The 15,392-nt window shown below is 68.8% G+C and carries 13 protein-coding genes; 3 read left to right on the top strand and 10 right to left on the bottom strand.

Going from position 1 to position 15,392, the window contains the following annotated elements; genetic code table 11:
• Positions 1-26 precede the first annotated feature (26 nt).
• From ccsB to ACSFA0_RS15175, 3 genes are all read right to left on the bottom strand, one after another.
• The gene (ccsB, locus tag ACSFA0_RS15185) at positions 27-1,343 is read right to left on the bottom strand and encodes a c-type cytochrome biogenesis protein CcsB (RefSeq protein WP_435451106.1); all 1,317 of its coding nucleotides are present in this window, start codon (positions 1,341-1,343) and stop codon (positions 27-29) included.
• Entirely contained in the window at positions 1,340-3,475 is a 2,136-nt protein-coding gene (locus ACSFA0_RS15180; protein ID WP_435451105.1) for a cytochrome c biogenesis protein ResB, read from the bottom strand. The genes ccsB and ACSFA0_RS15180 overlap by 4 nt, the downstream gene beginning before the upstream one ends.
• Positions 3,476-3,595: 120 nt before the next feature.
• Positions 3,596-4,225 (bottom strand): c-type cytochrome, encoded by a 630-nt coding sequence (locus tag ACSFA0_RS15175; RefSeq protein ID WP_435451104.1) that lies wholly within the window; start codon positions 4,223-4,225, stop codon positions 3,596-3,598.
• Positions 4,226-4,296: 71 nt separating this feature from the next.
• Here ACSFA0_RS15175 and yihA point away from each other — a divergent pair, with 71 nt between their 5' ends.
• Both yihA and ACSFA0_RS15165 read left to right on the top strand, forming a co-directional pair.
• On the top strand, positions 4,297-4,980 hold the full coding sequence (yihA, locus tag ACSFA0_RS15170; RefSeq protein WP_435451103.1) for a ribosome biogenesis GTP-binding protein YihA/YsxC: 684 nt from the start codon (positions 4,297-4,299) through the stop codon (positions 4,978-4,980).
• 49 nt (positions 4,981-5,029) lie between these two features.
• On the top strand, positions 5,030-5,944 hold the full coding sequence (locus tag ACSFA0_RS15165; protein WP_435451102.1) for an alpha/beta fold hydrolase: 915 nt from the start codon (positions 5,030-5,032) through the stop codon (positions 5,942-5,944).
• On the opposite strand, the gene ACSFA0_RS15160 is transcribed toward ACSFA0_RS15165, so the two are convergent.
• Together ACSFA0_RS15160 and ACSFA0_RS15155 are read right to left on the bottom strand one after the other, a co-directional pair.
• Positions 5,938-6,822: an LpxL/LpxP family acyltransferase gene (locus ACSFA0_RS15160; RefSeq protein ID WP_435451101.1), complete on the bottom strand. Its 885-nt coding sequence runs from the start codon at positions 6,820-6,822 to the stop codon at positions 5,938-5,940. The genes ACSFA0_RS15165 and ACSFA0_RS15160 overlap by 7 nt on opposite strands.
• Entirely contained in the window at positions 6,819-7,694 is an 876-nt protein-coding gene (locus tag ACSFA0_RS15155; protein WP_435451100.1) for a lysophospholipid acyltransferase family protein, read from the bottom strand. Before ACSFA0_RS15155 ends, ACSFA0_RS15160 begins: the two co-directional genes overlap by 4 nt.
• A 223-nt stretch (positions 7,695-7,917) precedes the next feature.
• Between ACSFA0_RS15155 and metK the strand changes: the two genes are divergently transcribed.
• Positions 7,918-9,099 (top strand): methionine adenosyltransferase, encoded by a 1,182-nt coding sequence (metK, locus tag ACSFA0_RS15150; RefSeq protein ID WP_435451099.1) that lies wholly within the window; start codon positions 7,918-7,920, stop codon positions 9,097-9,099.
• A gap of 13 nt (positions 9,100-9,112) precedes the next feature.
• Here the strand turns inward: metK and ACSFA0_RS15145 are convergent, their stop codons facing one another.
• The 5 genes from ACSFA0_RS15145 to ACSFA0_RS15125 are packed head-to-tail and all read right to left on the bottom strand — an operon-like array spanning position 9,113 to position 15,316.
• Positions 9,113-9,499: a RidA family protein gene (locus ACSFA0_RS15145; protein ID WP_435451098.1), complete on the bottom strand. Its 387-nt coding sequence runs from the start codon at positions 9,497-9,499 to the stop codon at positions 9,113-9,115.
• Between the two features lie 3 nt (positions 9,500-9,502).
• Complete coding sequence (locus tag ACSFA0_RS15140; RefSeq protein WP_435451097.1) at positions 9,503-10,507, bottom strand: tripartite tricarboxylate transporter substrate binding protein; 1,005 nt, start codon at positions 10,505-10,507, stop codon at positions 9,503-9,505.
• Positions 10,504-12,126 carry a hydantoinase B/oxoprolinase family protein gene (locus tag ACSFA0_RS15135; protein WP_435451096.1) on the bottom strand — a complete coding sequence of 541 codons (1,623 nt, stop codon included), beginning with the start codon at positions 12,124-12,126 and terminating at the stop codon, positions 10,504-10,506. Before ACSFA0_RS15135 ends, ACSFA0_RS15140 begins: the two co-directional genes overlap by 4 nt.
• Positions 12,123-14,081 (bottom strand): hydantoinase/oxoprolinase family protein, encoded by a 1,959-nt coding sequence (locus ACSFA0_RS15130; RefSeq protein WP_435451095.1) that lies wholly within the window; start codon positions 14,079-14,081, stop codon positions 12,123-12,125. Before ACSFA0_RS15130 ends, ACSFA0_RS15135 begins: the two co-directional genes overlap by 4 nt.
• Complete coding sequence (locus tag ACSFA0_RS15125; RefSeq protein ID WP_435451094.1) at positions 14,081-15,316, bottom strand: NAD(P)/FAD-dependent oxidoreductase; 1,236 nt, start codon at positions 15,314-15,316, stop codon at positions 14,081-14,083. The genes ACSFA0_RS15130 and ACSFA0_RS15125 overlap by 1 nt, the downstream gene beginning before the upstream one ends.
• Positions 15,317-15,392 lie beyond the last annotated feature (76 nt).

Raw genomic sequence — 15,392 nt, 5'->3', positions numbered from 1 at the left:
GGTTACGCAGCGCGCCCGCCGTTGGATCAGAGCGTGCCGTAACTGTGCAGCCCGCTCAGGAACATGTTCACGCCAAGGAACGCGAAAGTCGTCACCGCCAGGCCGCCCAGCGCCCACCAGGCCGCCACGGTGCCGCGCAGGCCCTTGACCAGGCGCATGTGGAGCCAGGCTGCGTAGTTGAGCCAGACGATCAGCGCCCAGGTTTCCTTCGGGTCCCAGCTCCAGTAGCCGCCCCACGCGTCCGCCGCCCACAGCGCGCCGAGCACCGTGGCGATGGTGAAGAAGGCGAAGCCGACCGTGATCGACTTGTACATGACGTCGTCCAGCACCTCGTTGGCCGGCAAGCGTGCCGCGATGCGCTTACGCCCGAGCAGGATGCCCGCGGCGATCAGCGCCGAGATGCCCGCGTAGACCACCCAGTAGCTGCCGCCCGCCTCCTGCACCCGCTGACGAAAGGCCACCGGCACGAAGCACAGCGCCACGCCCAGCAGCCAGATCGGCGTGAGCTTGTACCAGCGCGTCTCCTGCGCCTGTTCCTTGATCAGGTAGGCGAAGGCCACCATCGCAGCCAGCGCGAAGGTGCCGTAGCCGATGAAATTGGCCGGCACGTGCAGCTTCATCCACCAGCTCTGCAGCGCAGGCACCAGCGGCTGGATCTCGTGGGCTTCGCGCACCAGCGTGTACCAGAGCAGGAAGCCCACGGCCGCGCTGACCACCAGCATGACGAACGCACCCATGGCGCGCGTGGCGTAGCGCTCTTCGAAGTAGAGGTAGAACGCTGCGGTGAGCCAGCAGAACAGCACGAAGACTTCGTACAGATTGCTGACGGGAATATGGCCGATGTCCGGGCCGAGCTGGTGGCTTTCGTACCAACGCACCATGGTGCCGATGAGCGCCATCGTGACCGCCGCCCACGCGAGGCGCGACGCGATCAGCTCCAGCGCATCGCCCTGCTTGCCGCCGAACAGGCCCAGCCAATAGAAGACCGTGCTCATGAAGAACAGCACGCTCATCCAGAGGATCGCCGACTGGCTCGAGAGGAAGTACTTGAGCCAGAACACCGTGTCGGCCCGCGCCAGGTCGCCCTGGTAGGACGTGATGGCGAGCACCGCCGCGGCGGCGACCACGACGGCCAGCACGCGCAACGGCCGCCAGAACCAGCCGAGCCAGACCATCGCGGGCATGGTGCCCAGCAGGATCGCCTTCTCGTAGATGTCCATCGATGCGGCGTAGCGCGAGAAGGCGAAGAGCCCCCCGGCCACGACCAGTGCCGCGAACACCCAGTCGAGGGCGTTGCGGCGTGTCAGCCAGCTGTCGTTGAGGGTCAGTGTCGTGGTCGTCATGGCGCCGGTTCCTTGTGGAGGTCGAGCAGCTTGTTCTTGAGATTGTCGAATTCGCGGTCGCTGTCCATCGTGCGGCGGTTCACCGAGAAGGCCATCGTGGCACCGCTACCGCTCGCACCTTCGGGGACCAGCCAGATCCACAGCCTGCGTTCGCGCACGTAGAGCATGGCAAAGATGCCGATGATCAGCAACAGGCAGCCGAGGTAGACAACGCTCTTCCCAGGGGCACGTGCCACCTGGAACACGCTGGCCTGCACCTGCTTGAAGTCGGTCATCATCATCGCGAAGGGCGCCGGGTAGAAATGCGCGTCGCTCATGGCCAGCACCGCCTGCGTGAGAAAGGCCTGCGACTTGTCGTCGCCGGGCAAGGCCGCCAAGCCGGCGCGCTCGCGGCTCAGGTTAAGCACCTCGAACAGCACCTCGTTGAGGATGCGCACCAGCACCGCGCCGGCGCGCGCACGCTCGGCCTCGGGCACGTTCGTCTCCATGAATTCGGCGATGGCCTGCCAGCCGCCCTTGCTGGTCGCATCGGCCTTGACGCGCTCGGTCCCGGCGAACAGCGCCAGCGCGCGCGTGGTGGAAGCACGCAGCTGCTCGGCCAGCTCAGGGCGCTGCGGATCGGTCGCGCGCGCGATGTAGCGATCGACCGCGCGCGCGCGCAGCGCATCGTCGGCCAGCGCATCGCGCATGCGGGTGAAGCCATCCATCGAACCGTTCTCGTCGGCCGGCACGCGCAGGTAGCGAAACGGGTCTTCGGGCCGCTCGCGCATCCCCAGCAGGAACACCGGCTGGCCGTCGCCGGTATCGGTCGGCACCATGTAGTTCTGGTACTCGCGTGCCTGGCCGGCCGCGTCGCGCAGCTTGTAGCCGATGCTCGGGCCGATGTTGCGCAGCACCTTCGGCTTATTGGTCTTGTTGGCCGCGCCCAGGCGCGACTCGAGGCTGTGCTGCAGGTCCACTTTGCGCACGTCGGCACCGCTGGTCATCGGGCCATTCGCCTCGTCGGCGAAGTTCTCCACGTTGATGATGCGCAGCGCGACGTATTCAAGCGTCAGCTTATCGCTGCCATTGGTGATGTCGGAACTGCCGCCGATGGTGCCTTCGAGCTCGAAGGGCTTGGCCGCCGCGCCCATGGGCACCGCCTTGAGCTTCACGGTCGATCCGCCATCGTCGAAGCTCGACTGGTAGATCTCCACGCCCTTGTAGCTCGCCGGGTGGTTGACCTCGATGCGTGCGGGCACCTCGGCACCGGTCTCGCGGTCGTGCAGCACCACCTCGCTCGCGAAGAGCTTGGGCATGCCGGTCGAGTAGTAGTCGACGATGAACTTCTTCAGCTCGATGGCGAAGGGCAGCTCTTGCAGCAGCACGCCGTCGGACTGGTTCAGGATGGCCACGCTCGAGCGGCCGCCTTCGGGCACCAGGATGTTGCCGCGGAAGGTCGGGTTGGACGGCGACAACCGGTGCTCGGCCGGCACGTCGGCGATCATGCCGCCGCCGGTGAACACGCTCTTGCCGTTGAACCAGGTCTGCGCGCGCACCACCAGGTCGCCGTCGAACAGGCCGCCGATGCAGATCAGCACGATCGCGCTGTGCGCGGCGATGTAGCCAAGCTTGTGTGCGCCGCCGGCACGCGCCGCGACCATCCAGCCGGCACCTTCGCGGTGCTGCAGCTTGACCTTCCAGCCGCCCCCGGTCAGCAGCCCGCCGATGCGCTGCGCCGCCGCCTCGGGCGCTTCGCCGAGCGTGGTCGCGGCGCGCTGGCCGAAGGCCTTGAGGCTCTGCGCGCGGATGTCTTCCTTGAAGGTCTTCAGGTCCTTCAGGATGTGCGGCGTGTTGCGTGCGATGCACAGCGAGGTGCTGATCACCAGGAACAGGAGGATCAGCAGGAACCACCAGGCGCTGTAGATCGCGTCGAGGCGCGCGGCACGGAACAGTTCGGCCCAGAACGGCCCGAACTGGTTGACGTAGTTGCCGAAGGGCTCGTGCTGCTTGAGCACCGTGCCGATGATCGAGGCGATGCAGATGATCGTCAGCAGGGCGATCGCAAAGCGCATCGACGAGAACAGCTCCACCCCGGCGCGAAGTGCCTGGGGGCCGCGGCGGACGCGGAGACCGTGGGTGGAAACTGACATGCGAGGTGCGGAAAGGACGAACGGTGGCTGCGAAAAGCAAAAAGGCGGGCCATCCGTCTGGATCGGCCCGCCTGGTTGGGTTGGTTTGTCGGCGCTTAGTTCACGCGCAGGACGCCGCTATCAGCGCAGGCCGGCGATGTAATCCGACACCGCCTTGATCTCGCGGTCGTTCAGCTTGGCGGCGACGCCGGTCATCTGAGCGCTGTTGGCACGGACGCCGTCGCGGAAGGCGACGAGCTGGGCCGCGGTGTAGTCGGCATGCTGGCCGCCCAGGCGCGGGTACTGCGCCGGCATGCCGGCCCCGTTCGGACTGTGGCAGCTGGCGCAGGCCGGGATCGTGCGGTCGGCGATGCCGCCACGGTAGATCTTTTCGCCGAGGGCAACCAGATCCTTCTCCTTGGCGAAGCCGGGCTTGGCCGTCTTCGAGCCGACGAACCAGGCCACGTCCCGCATTTCCTCGTCGCTGAGCGTGGCCGCCATGCCCTGCATCACGGCGTTCTTGCGTTTGCCCGACTTGAACTCCTGCAATTGCTTGAGGATGTATTCCGGATGCTGCTGGGCCAACTTGGGGTTCGCGGCGATGGCCGAGTTGCCGTCGGCGTTGTGGCAGGAGGCACAAGCCTTGGCGGTGTAGGCCGCCTCGCCTTTGGCCAAGTCGGGCTTCGCGGGCTTGGCCGGAGCCTGGGCGGAGGCGGCACCGACAGCGGCACCCATGAGGGCTGCAAGCAGGAAATGGGCGAACAACTTCATATCGGGGGGCTCGTTTTTGTGGCGCAAAACCCCGCGATTCTACAATGGTGCATCGTACCGAAAGCCTTCTCATGACCTCCCCTGCGCCCTCACCGGCCACCGCAACGCCGTCGGCGGCGCCTGCACCCGACCGAATTCGCGCAGCCATGGGCTGGCTGCACACCGCCCATTTCCTCACCAGCGCCCCCCAGCTGGAGCACCTGCCGGCCTTCGATCTGCCCGAGATTGCCTTCGTCGGGCGCTCCAATGCCGGCAAGTCGACGGCCATCAACACGCTGACGCAACAGACCCGCCTGGCCTTCGCCTCCAAGACGCCCGGCCGCACCCAGCACATCAACCTGTTCGGCGTCGGCAAGCAGAAGGTCGACGACGCCGTGCTGGCTGACCTGCCCGGCTACGGCTACGCCGCGGTGCCGCGCGAAGCCAAGCTGCGCTGGCAGCGCGTGATGGGCAACTACCTCATGACGCGCGAGAACCTGCGCGGTGTGGTGCTGATGTGCGACCCGCGCCACGGCATGACCGAACTCGACGAGATCCTGCTCGAGGTGATCCGCCCACGCGTCGAGGCCGGGCTGAAGTTCCTCGTGCTGTTGACCAAGTCCGACAAGCTGACCCGCTCCGAAGGGGCCAAGGCGCTGTCCATCGTGCGACTGCAGGCGGGCGGCGGCGAGGTCAAACTGTTCTCGGCGCTGAAGAAGCACGGCGTCGACGAGGCCGCCGAACTGCTCTGGCGCTGGGCCCACCCCGAGCCCTGACGCCGCGGCACCGGTCGGCCGGCCCTGCGCCCTTGACCGGAGACCCCGCATGATCGAAACCTTCCAGCGCACGCTGCCCAACGGCATCACGCTCAGTTGCCGCGCGAGCGGCACCCCCGGCCGCCCGGTGATGCTGTTCCTCCACGGCTTCCCCGAGGGGGCCTTCATCTGGGACGAACTGCTGGAACACTTCGCACAGCCCGCCCACGGCGGGTACCGCTGCATTGCGCCCAACCTGCGCGGTTTCGAAAAGTCCAGCGCGCCGCCTGCCGTCGCAGACTACCGGCCCCATCTGCTGGTGCAGGACATCCACCAGCTCGCCGCCACCGAAAGCGCCGACGGCGTCATCGACACGCTGGTGGCGCATGACTGGGGCGGCGCCTTCGGCTGGGGCTTCGCCAATGCCTTCCCGACGCAGTTGCGGCGCCTGGTCATCCTGAACTCGCCCCACCCCGGCACCTTCGCGCGAGAACTGCGCGAGAACCCCGCGCAGCAGAAGGCCAGTGCCTACATGCAGTTCCTCGCGCGCACGGACGCGCCGGCGCTGCTCGCCGAAGACGACTACCGGCGAATGTGGCCCTTCTTCACGGCGATGGGTGCGGGCGCCGAGCGCTTCGGCTGGCTGACCGAGACGGTCAAGGATCAGTACCGCGCGCTGTGGGGTGCGGGACTGCGCGGCGCCTGCAACCTCTATGCGGTGACACCGCTGAAGCCGCCGCAGGAGGGCCAGTCGATCGACGCGATCCCGTTGCTGCCGCGCGAGCGGCTGACGGTCGACGTACCGACGCTGGTGCTTTGGGCGCTCGACGACACCGCGCTGCTGCCCGGGCTGCTCGACGGGCTCGACGACTACGTGCCCGCACTTGAGGTGGTGAAAATCCCCGACGCGACGCACTGGATCGTCCACGAGCAACCGCAGCGGGTGATCGCCGAGATCGCTGCCTTCATCGAGCGAACTCAGTAGACGGGTGGTTCGCCTTCGGGACGCGTCTTGAAGCGTCGGTGCACCCAGTAGTACTGCGACGGCATCGCGTCGATGTAGCCCTGCAGGCGCCGGTTCATCAGCGCCGTGTCCGCCACCGCGTCGTCGCTCGGGAAGTCCTGCCAGGCCGGCAGCACCTCGATGTCGTAGCCGGTGGGGGTCAGCCGCGAGACGATCGGTACCACCTTCGCCTTGCCCAGCCGCGCGAAGCGCGAGAGCGACGGAATGGTCGAGGCCTGGACGCCGTAGAAGGGCACGAAGACCGTCTGGTCGCGTCCGAAGTCCATGTCGGGCAGCAGGTACAGCAACCCACCCTTGCGCAGCCCGGCCACGATGGGCTTGATCCCCTCGGTGCGGTTGAGCGTGATGACATTGCCGAAGCGCTTGCGGCCTTCGCGGATCCAGTCGTCGATCAGCGGATCGCGCTGCGTCGTGTAGATGGTGGTGGACGGCCGCGCCGTGTGCATGGTCAGCGCCGTGGCTGCCGCGTCGAGCCCGTAGAAGTGCGGCGCGAACAGGATCATCGGCGCGCTGCCATGCGCCATCTCCTCGATCTCGGGCGCCGCCCCGACCACGCGCAGGCGCTGTCGCACCACCGCTTCCGGCGCATGCCACAGCCAACTGCGGTCGAGCCAGGACTGCGCGACGAAGACGAAGGTCTCGCGAGCGATGCGCCGCCGCTCGGCCGCCGACTTCTGCGGAAAGCACAGGGCCAGGTTGACATCGACCACACGCCGACGTGACACGGCCGCCGCATGCAGCAGACGGCCGAGGGCCACACCGAACCCGCGCGACATCCGCAGCGGAACATGGGCCATCGCCCGCATGAAGACGATGCCCAGACGGCTACCGAGGCTCATACCAGCGCGCTTTCGGGCGCTTCGGCCTTGGGTTGCTTGAAGCGCGCGTAGTCCCAGACGTACTGTCCGGGAAGGCGCCGGATCAGCGCCTCCACGCCGCGGTTGAGCGCCGCCGCCGCCTGCTCGGGCGTCGAGCCCGGGTCGCTCATCGCCGTGCCGTCGAAGGCTTCGAAGCGGATCGCGTAGCGCGCCCCGCGCAGGCGCTCGCAGACGCACAGGAACACGTGCGCGCCGGTCTGCTGCGCGAGGCGCTGCAGCAGAGTCATCGTGTAGGCCGGCCGCCCAAAGAACGGCGCCCACACGCCCTGCCCGAGCGGCGGCACCTGGTCGGGCAGCATGCCGGTGTAGCCGCCCGCGCGCAGCGATCGCATGAGGCCCCGAACGCCTGCCACGCTGGTCGGCAGCATCTGCAGACCGGCGCGGTCGCGCGAGCCCTTCACCAGTTCAGCCATCCAGGCCTTGCGCGGGGGTCGGAACAAGGCGGTCAGCGGTCCATAGGTGCGCTCGTAGCGCTCGGCCACCGCCTGGCCGCACAGTTCCCAACAGCCAAGATGCGGCGTGACGAAGATGACACCCTTGCGTTCGTTCATCGCCGCCTCGAAGTCTTCGGTACCTTCCCAGCGCACGATGCGCGGCAGCACGCTCTCGCCGCGCGGACGCGACCACAGCCAGGGCAGTTCGGCGGCCATCGCACCGGCCGCGCCGATGGCCGGCCGGTACTGCGCAGGTGTGAAGCCCGCCGCCTCGGCGTTGCTGCGAAAGCGCCGCCGGTAGTCCGGCGCCGCCCACCACACGAGCCATCCGAAGGCCACGCCGAACCGCTGCATCCAGGGCAGCGGCACGCGGGCGAGCAATCGGAACAGGAAGGTCATTCGGGGAAGTGGGGGGAGGTTGCCCGCTTGATGGCCCAGTGCAGGGGCGGCCGGGCTGGAATAGAATGAAATTGTCGCTGAGTTATGGAACTACTTGCAGGGCGACACGCACAAGCGCCGCGCGATTGTGCCTTGGCCGAACGGGCCGTCTGCTAAAGCGTTCGCCAGAGCTCCAAAAGGAATCGGCAACGCGCCTTTCAACTTTTTGGAGTATTCAAAGCATATGGCGAACGATTTCCTCTTCACGTCCGAATCCGTCTCCGAAGGCCACCCCGACAAGGTCGCCGACCAGATCTCCGACGCGATCCTCGACGCGATCTTCGAACAAGACCCGCGCAGCCGCGTGGCTGCCGAGACGCTGACCAACACCGGCCTCGTGGTGCTCGCCGGCGAGATCACCACCAACGCGCACGTCGACTACATCCAGGTCGCGCGCGACACCATCAAGCGCATCGGCTACGACAACACCGAGTACGGCATCGACTACAAGGGTTGCGCCGTGATGGTCTGCTACGACAAGCAGTCCAACGACATCGCCCAGGGCGTCGACCATGCATCGGATGACCACTTGAACATCGGCGCCGGCGACCAGGGCCTGATGTTCGGCTACGCCTGCGACGAGACGCCCGAGCTGATGCCTGCGCCCATCTACTATGCGCACCGTCTGGTCGAGCGCCAGGCGCAGCTGCGCAAGGACGGCCGTCTGCCCTTCCTGCGCCCCGACGCCAAGAGCCAGGTCACGATGCGCTACGTCGACGGCAAGCCGCACAGCATCGACACCGTGGTGCTGTCAACGCAGCACCACCCCGACCAGAGCGAGACGTCGACCAAGATGAAGGCCTCGTTCAACGAAGCCATCATCGAAGAGATCATCAAGCCGGTGCTGCCCAAGGAATGGCTGCAGAACACGCGCTACCTGATCAACCCGACCGGCCGCTTCGTCATCGGCGGCCCGCAAGGCGACTGCGGCCTGACCGGCCGCAAGATCATCGTCGACACCTACGGTGGCGCCTGCCCGCACGGCGGTGGCGCGTTCTCGGGCAAGGACCCGTCGAAGGTCGACCGCTCGGCCGCCTACGCCGCGCGCTATGTGGCCAAGAACATCGTGGCGGCCGGCATCGCGCGCCAGTGTCAGATCCAGGTGGCCTACGCGATCGGCGTGGCCCAGCCGATGAACATCACGGTCTACACCGAAGGCACCGGTGTGATCCCTGACGATCAGATCGCCGCCTTGGTGCGCGAGCATTTCGACCTGCGCCCCAAGGGCATCATCCAGATGCTCGACCTGCTGCGTCCGATCTACCAGAAGACCGCCGCCTACGGCCACTTCGGCCGCGAAGAGCCGGAGTTCACCTGGGAAGCGACGACCAAGGCCGCGGACCTGCGGGCTGCTGCCGGGCTCTGATCGACCGTGGCGGTCAGCGCCGCACCGCCACCGCTTCGATCTCCACCAGCACCGGCGCGATCAACCCTGAAATGACAGTAGATCGCGCCGGCGCCGTTTCCGGCGCAAAGCGCTCGCCCCAGGCCGCATTGAAGGCCGGGTAGTCGTCCCCGTCGACCAGCCACACGGTCGCCTTGACCACGTCGGCCAGCGTGCAACCGGCGCGCTCGAGAATGGCCTCGATCATGTCGAGCGCCACATGCGTCTGCCCCGCGATGTCCGGCGCCGCGGGCTTCCCGTCGCGCATCGGCACCTGCCCCGACACGAAGACCAGCGCGCCCTCGACGACCACGGCCGGCGAGATCGGTTGTGTCTTCCCCGCGCGGACCACCGGCGGCCCGATGTGCGTGATCGCGCCCATCGCTCAATCGGGCTTGGCGCCGGACGCCTGGACGATCTTGGCCCACTTGTCGGCCTCGACCTTCACGAAGGCCTTGAACTCCGTGGCGCTGCTGCCGCCCAGCGTGAAGCCGCGCGAGCCGAAGTACTCCTGGATGTCGGCGCTGGCCAGCGCCTTGTTCACTTCGCGGTTCAGTTGCTCGACGATGGCCGGCGGCGTGGCGGCCGGCGCGAACAGGCCTTGCCACGACAGCGCCTCGAAGCCGGGGTAGCCGCTCTCGGCGATGGTCGGCACGTTGGGCAGCATCTTGTGGCGCGTCTTCGACGTCACCGCAATCGGCTGCAGCTTGCCGGCTTCCAGCTGCGGCCACACGACGAGGAAGTCGCCGAACATGGTGTCGATCTGCCCGCCCATCAGGTCGCTCAACGCGCCCGCGCTGCCGCGGTAAGGGATGTGCAGCATCGACACCTTGGCCGACAGCTTGAACATCTCGCCCGTCAGGTGCATCGAGGTGCCGTTGCCCGGCGATCCGTAGCTGATCGAGCCCGGCTTGGCCCTGGCTGCGGCCACGAGCTCCTGCACCGTCTTCGGCGCGAAACTCGGGTTGCGCACCAGCACCAGCGGCGACGAGACCACCAGCGACACTGGCGCGAAGTCCTTCACCACGTCGTAGGGCAGCTTGGGGTACAGCGCGCCGGCGATGGCGTTGCTGCCGGTCACGCCCATGAGAAGCGTGTAGCCGTCGGGAGCCGACTTGGCGACATAGTCGGCGCCCAGCGTGCCGCCGGCACCCGCGCGGTTCTCGACCACCACCGGCTGGCCCCAGGCCGCCGCCAGCTTCTCGCCGATGCGCCGCGCCAGCAGGTCGGTGCTGCCGCCCGGCGGAAAGGGCACGACGATGCGGGTGGGCTTGGTCGGGAAACTCTGCGCAGCGGCCATCGAAGGCAGCAGCGCGGTGGCGGCCAGCGCCAGGGCGCCACCGAGGGCAACACGGCGAGCGGTGCGGACAAGAAGGGGGCTGCGTTTCATCGATTCACTCCTGGGTTCGTTGCATGGGGGTCGTTCGCGGTGGCAGCGTCGATCGCGCCCCAGCCGCCGCCGCCGGCCGTCTCGATCACGAGACGGTCGCCGGCATGCCATTCGGTCCGGGCGCGTGCGCCCAGCGTCTCCACCGCTCCATTCGCGCGCTCGATGCGCGCGGCCGAAGACGCACCTGCGCCGCCGCCTTGCGCACCGCGCGCCTGCGACACATGCCGCTCGCCGCGGTACGACAGCGACGCGCGGCCTTCGAGCAGGCGGTACACGCGGCGCACGCCGTCGCCACCCGCATGCAGGCCGGCGCCGCCCGAGCCGTGGCGAATCGCATAGCACTCCACCTGCAGCGGCGCTTCGCTCTCGATCACCTCGACCGGCGTGTTGCGCGCGTTGCCGATGTCGGTCGACACGCCCGGCGTACCGGCGCCCTGCGCGCTCGCGCCGGCGCCGCTGGCGATGATCTCGGTGAGCATCCAGCGCCGGCCATCGTCGCGTGTGCCGCTCAGCGACATCACGGTCGCAACGCCTGCATGCGGCGCCACCGACACGCCCGCGTTCGCCTGAAACCAGGCGCCGAGCATCGCGTTGCAGGCCATCTTTACAGTCGCTGTGCGCGCGTTCACCGCGGCAGGCAAGTCGGGGTTCAACACGCTGCCAGTCGGCAGATGCAGCGTGAGCGGCGCCAGGCAACCGGCGTTGTTCGGTGCATCGGGCGCGAGCGTGCGCATGAAGAAAAGCGCCGCCGACAGCACGCTGCCGGGCGAGGCGTTGACCGGCCCGCGCACCTGCGGCGAGCTGCCGGCGAAGTCGATGTCGATGGCATCGCCGGTCTTGCGGATACGTACCGCGATGCGCACCGGGTCGTTGCTGACGCCGTCGCCGTCGAGCTGGTCGTGCCAGGCCCAGTCGCCATCGGGCGCGTCGCGCAGCGCGGCACGCGTCATCTGCTCGGCCTGCGCGATGAGCGCGTCGCACACGGGCCCGAACACATCGCCGGTGCGCTCGGCCAGCACCGCGAGTTCACGCGCGCCGAGGCTCACCGCCGACCATTGCGCCGCCAGGTCGCCCCGCAGGTTGACCGGCGTGCGGCTGTTGGCATCGAGGATGGTCTGCACGGCGGCATCGATGCCGTCGGCCGTGCGCCAGCGCAGCGGCGGAAGGCGCAGGCCTTCCTGGTAGATCTCGGTGGCGTTCGGCGGGATGGAGCCCGGCGTCATGCCGCCCACGTCCTGGTGGTGCAGGCAGGTCGCGGCCACGGCGATGACCTGGCCGTCGAGCAGCACCGGCCGCACCACGACGATGTCCGGCAAATGCGTGCCGCCGGACCATGGGTCGTTCATCAGATAGCCCTCCCCTTCGCGCATCGACGCGGCAGGGAAGCGCGCGAGCACGCCGCCGACCGCGGGAATCAACGAGCCCAGGAGCAGCGGCAGCGAGCGCGCCTGTGCCAGCAGCCGGCCGTCGGGCAGGAACAAGGCCGCCGCGCAGTCGCCGCCTTCGCGGGCGATGGACGAATAGGCGGCGCGCATCATGCCGGTCTGCATCCGGTCGACGGCGCCCTGCAGCGCGAGGCGCAATGGCTCCATGCGGGTGGTGACGTTCAGGCCGCTCATGCAGCGACCTCCACGCTGCGTTCGAGCAGCAGCGAATCATCGGGCAAGCGCTGCCAGCGCCAGCCGTCGGGCACCCACACGGTGGTCAGCGCGGCGAAGAGCGAGGCCGGGCCGTTGCCCGACGGCGGCAGGCCGGCCCACGCGCTCGCAGCCGCTTCCGATGCGGGCACGGTGAAAGGCGCGGGCTGCGGCTGCGCCTCTTCGAACACGGTGCGCATCTGGCGCACTTGCAAGGCCTGGCGCACCGGCACGTTGCCGCGCAGTTGCGTATGACGCTGTTCGAAGCGCTCGGCCAGCGCATCGACCGCGTCGGTGTCGGGTGACCACGGCACGTCGATGGCGAATTCCTGGCCGGCGTGGCACAGCGCGAGGTGCCAGTGCGTGGCCTGGCCCTGCGCATCAGCCTGCGTACGCAGTGCCTGCAACTGGTCGTCATCCAGCCGCACGTCCATGGCCTGTTCGACGGTGCGCGTCGGTGCGGCACACAGCATGCCGAGCGCGGCGATCACGCCGGCCTGCGGCAGCACGCGCACCTGCGTCATGCCGGCCAGGTCGGCGACTTCCGCCGCGTGCTGCGCGCCGCCGCCGCCAGCGGCCACGAGCTGGCTGTCGGCCGGGTCGAGCCCGCGCTGGAAGCTGCGCATCTTCAGCGCCTCGGCCATCGCCGACGCGGCGGTGCGAACGACGGCCTGCGCCGCGTCCTTCACATCGATGCCCAGTGGCAACGCGGCGTCGCGCTGCAATGCGGCTTCGGCCGCCGCGCGGTCCAGCGACACGCCGCCCGCGAGTTGCGCCGGCAAGCGACCGAGCACGCACAGCGCATCGGTCAGCGTCGCGCGCTCACCACCCAGGCCGTAGGCCGCCGGGCCGGGCCACGCGCCTTGCGAGCGCGGACCGAGCCGCAACGCGCCGCCCGGCAGCGCGCGCACCACGCTGCCGCCGCCGACCGGCAGCGACTCGACATCGGCGCAACGCAGCCGAAGGCTCAGCTCGCCGACCTGCAGCGCATCGCCGAAGGCCGGCCGGCCGTGCTCGACGATGCCGATGTCGGTGCTGGTGCCGCCGACGTCGATGGCCATCACCACGGCCGTTGCGCCAGCCCGCCCGCCCAGGCTTGCGGCCACGCCTTCGAGCGCAGCGCACGGCCCCGACATCGCCAGGCCGACCGGCCGCGCGGCTACGTCAGGCCAGGCGCCGGTGCCGCCTTCGGAGCGCATCAGGAACGGTTCGGGCAACCCGCGCGTGGTGAGCGCGCTCGCCAGTTCGCGCAAGTAGTCGGCCACCATTGGCTTGGCGTAGGCGTCGAGCGCGGTGGTGAGAAAGCGTTCGAACTCGCGCGGCTTCGGGTCGACCTCGCTCGACAGCGACACCATCAGATCCGGCAGGCGCGCGGCGAGCAGGTCGCGCAGTCGCTGCTCGTGCGCGGGATTGCGGTGCGCGAAGAGCAGGCACACGGCCACGGCACGCACGCCAGACTGCGCGATGGCATCGACGATGCGGTCGAAGTCGTCGCGCGCGAGCGGTGCCGTCTCGCGACCCTGCGCATCGATGCGCCCCGCGATCTCGAAGCGCAGGTGCGCAGGGAAGAGGCGCTCGTCCGGCGTCGGCTTCGCGATGACCGGCAGGTACAGCTCGCGCCGCTCCTGGCGGGCGAGCGCCAGCACGTCGCGCATGCCGGCGGTCGTCAGCACCGCGACCGGCGGGGCGTTCTGTTCGAGCAGCAGATTCGTGACCACGGTGGAACCGTGCACGATACGGGCCACCTGCGGCGGTGCGATGGCGTTCTCGGCGCAGAGGCGGTCGATGGCGGCCAGCACGGGTTCCGCCAGCTTTCCCGCTTCGCGCGGATGCTTCAGGCTGACCAGGCGCCCGTCGTCGGCGACAGCGACAGCGTCGATGAAGGTGCCGCCCATGTCGACCCCGATGGCCCAGCGTGACGTGTCGGGCACTGGCATCAGAATCGATCGGGCCGGAACGGCGTCAGGTCGACCTGCGGCGCGCGGCCGGCCACCAAGTGCGCTATCTCGCGGCCGGTGCTGGCGCCCATGCACATGCCCATATGGCCGTGGCCGAAGGCCAACCATGCATTGTCGGCACCGCGTGCGCGGCCGACCACCGGCAGGCTGTCCGGCATGCAGGGCCGGTGGCCCATCCAGCGTGTGATTTCGGAGGTGTCGAGGTGCGGGAACAGGTGGCGCCCCTGCTGCAGCAGCGCGTCGGCGCGTTCGTAGTTAGGCGGCGCCTGAAGGCCGGCGAACTCGACCGTGCCCGCAAGCCGAAGGCCCATCGCCATCGGGTTGACCATCAGGTTGTGCTCGACCGCCATCACCGTGTGGCGCAAGGCGAGGTTCGAGCTGCGCACGGTGACGTGGTAGCCGCGCTGCGTTTCGAGCGGCACGCGCTCGCCGAGCTGCGCGGCCAGCGGCGCAGACCAGGCACCGGCGGCGACGACCACGCCGTCGACGGCCAACGTGTTGCCCGAATCGAGCTTCACGCCGGTGACCCGTGCACCCTGGCGCTCGAAGCCCACGACGCTCTGCCCATTCTGCTTGGCACCATCGGCCATGCAGCGCGCATGCAGCGCCTTCACCAGCGCGGACGGGTCGGCCGTCGAGCCGTTGTCCGGCGCCAGCAGGCCGAAGCGAAAGCGGCCCTTCAGGTCGGGCTCCAGGGCCTCCAGCTCATCGCGCTCGACGTCGACCAGCTTCACGCCGAGCGAACGGCGCAGGTTCATGCCCCACTGCCACTGGGCCGCCGCTTCGCGCGACGAGTAGACGTACAGGCAGCCGCTGCGGCGCACCAGTGATTGCGCTTCGGCGTGTTCCAGCAGCGGGTCGTAGCAATCGAAGATGGGCTCGAGCAACGTGCGCAGCGCGGTGGCGATGCGCGTGACCTCTTCGCGGCTCGAATGCTGCAGCATGCGCACCAGCCAGGGCAGCACGACCGGCGCATACCGCCAGCGCACGGTGAGCGGCCCCAACGGGTCGAGCAGCCAGCGCGGCACGCGCTTCCACATGCCAGGCATGCCGACCGGCAGGCAGGCGCTGGGCGAGAGCGACCCTGCGTTGCCGAACGAGCAGGCTTCGCCCGGTTCGAGGGGATCGATGAAGGTGACCTGGTGACCGTCGCGCTGCAGCCATGCTGCGGTGCAGACGCCCACGATGCCGGTTCCGATGACGGCGATGTGCATGCGGCGCATTCTGCGAAGCGGTGTCACCATCAATCAAGCCAATTCTTTTGATGCAGGCATCAGACATTCTGATAAT

Origin of the sequence: Variovorax restrictus, from assembly GCF_051216715.1 — a bacterium.
GTDB lineage: Bacteria > Pseudomonadota > Gammaproteobacteria > Burkholderiales > Burkholderiaceae_C > Variovorax.
This window is presented reverse-complemented; position numbering and strand designations above follow the sequence as displayed.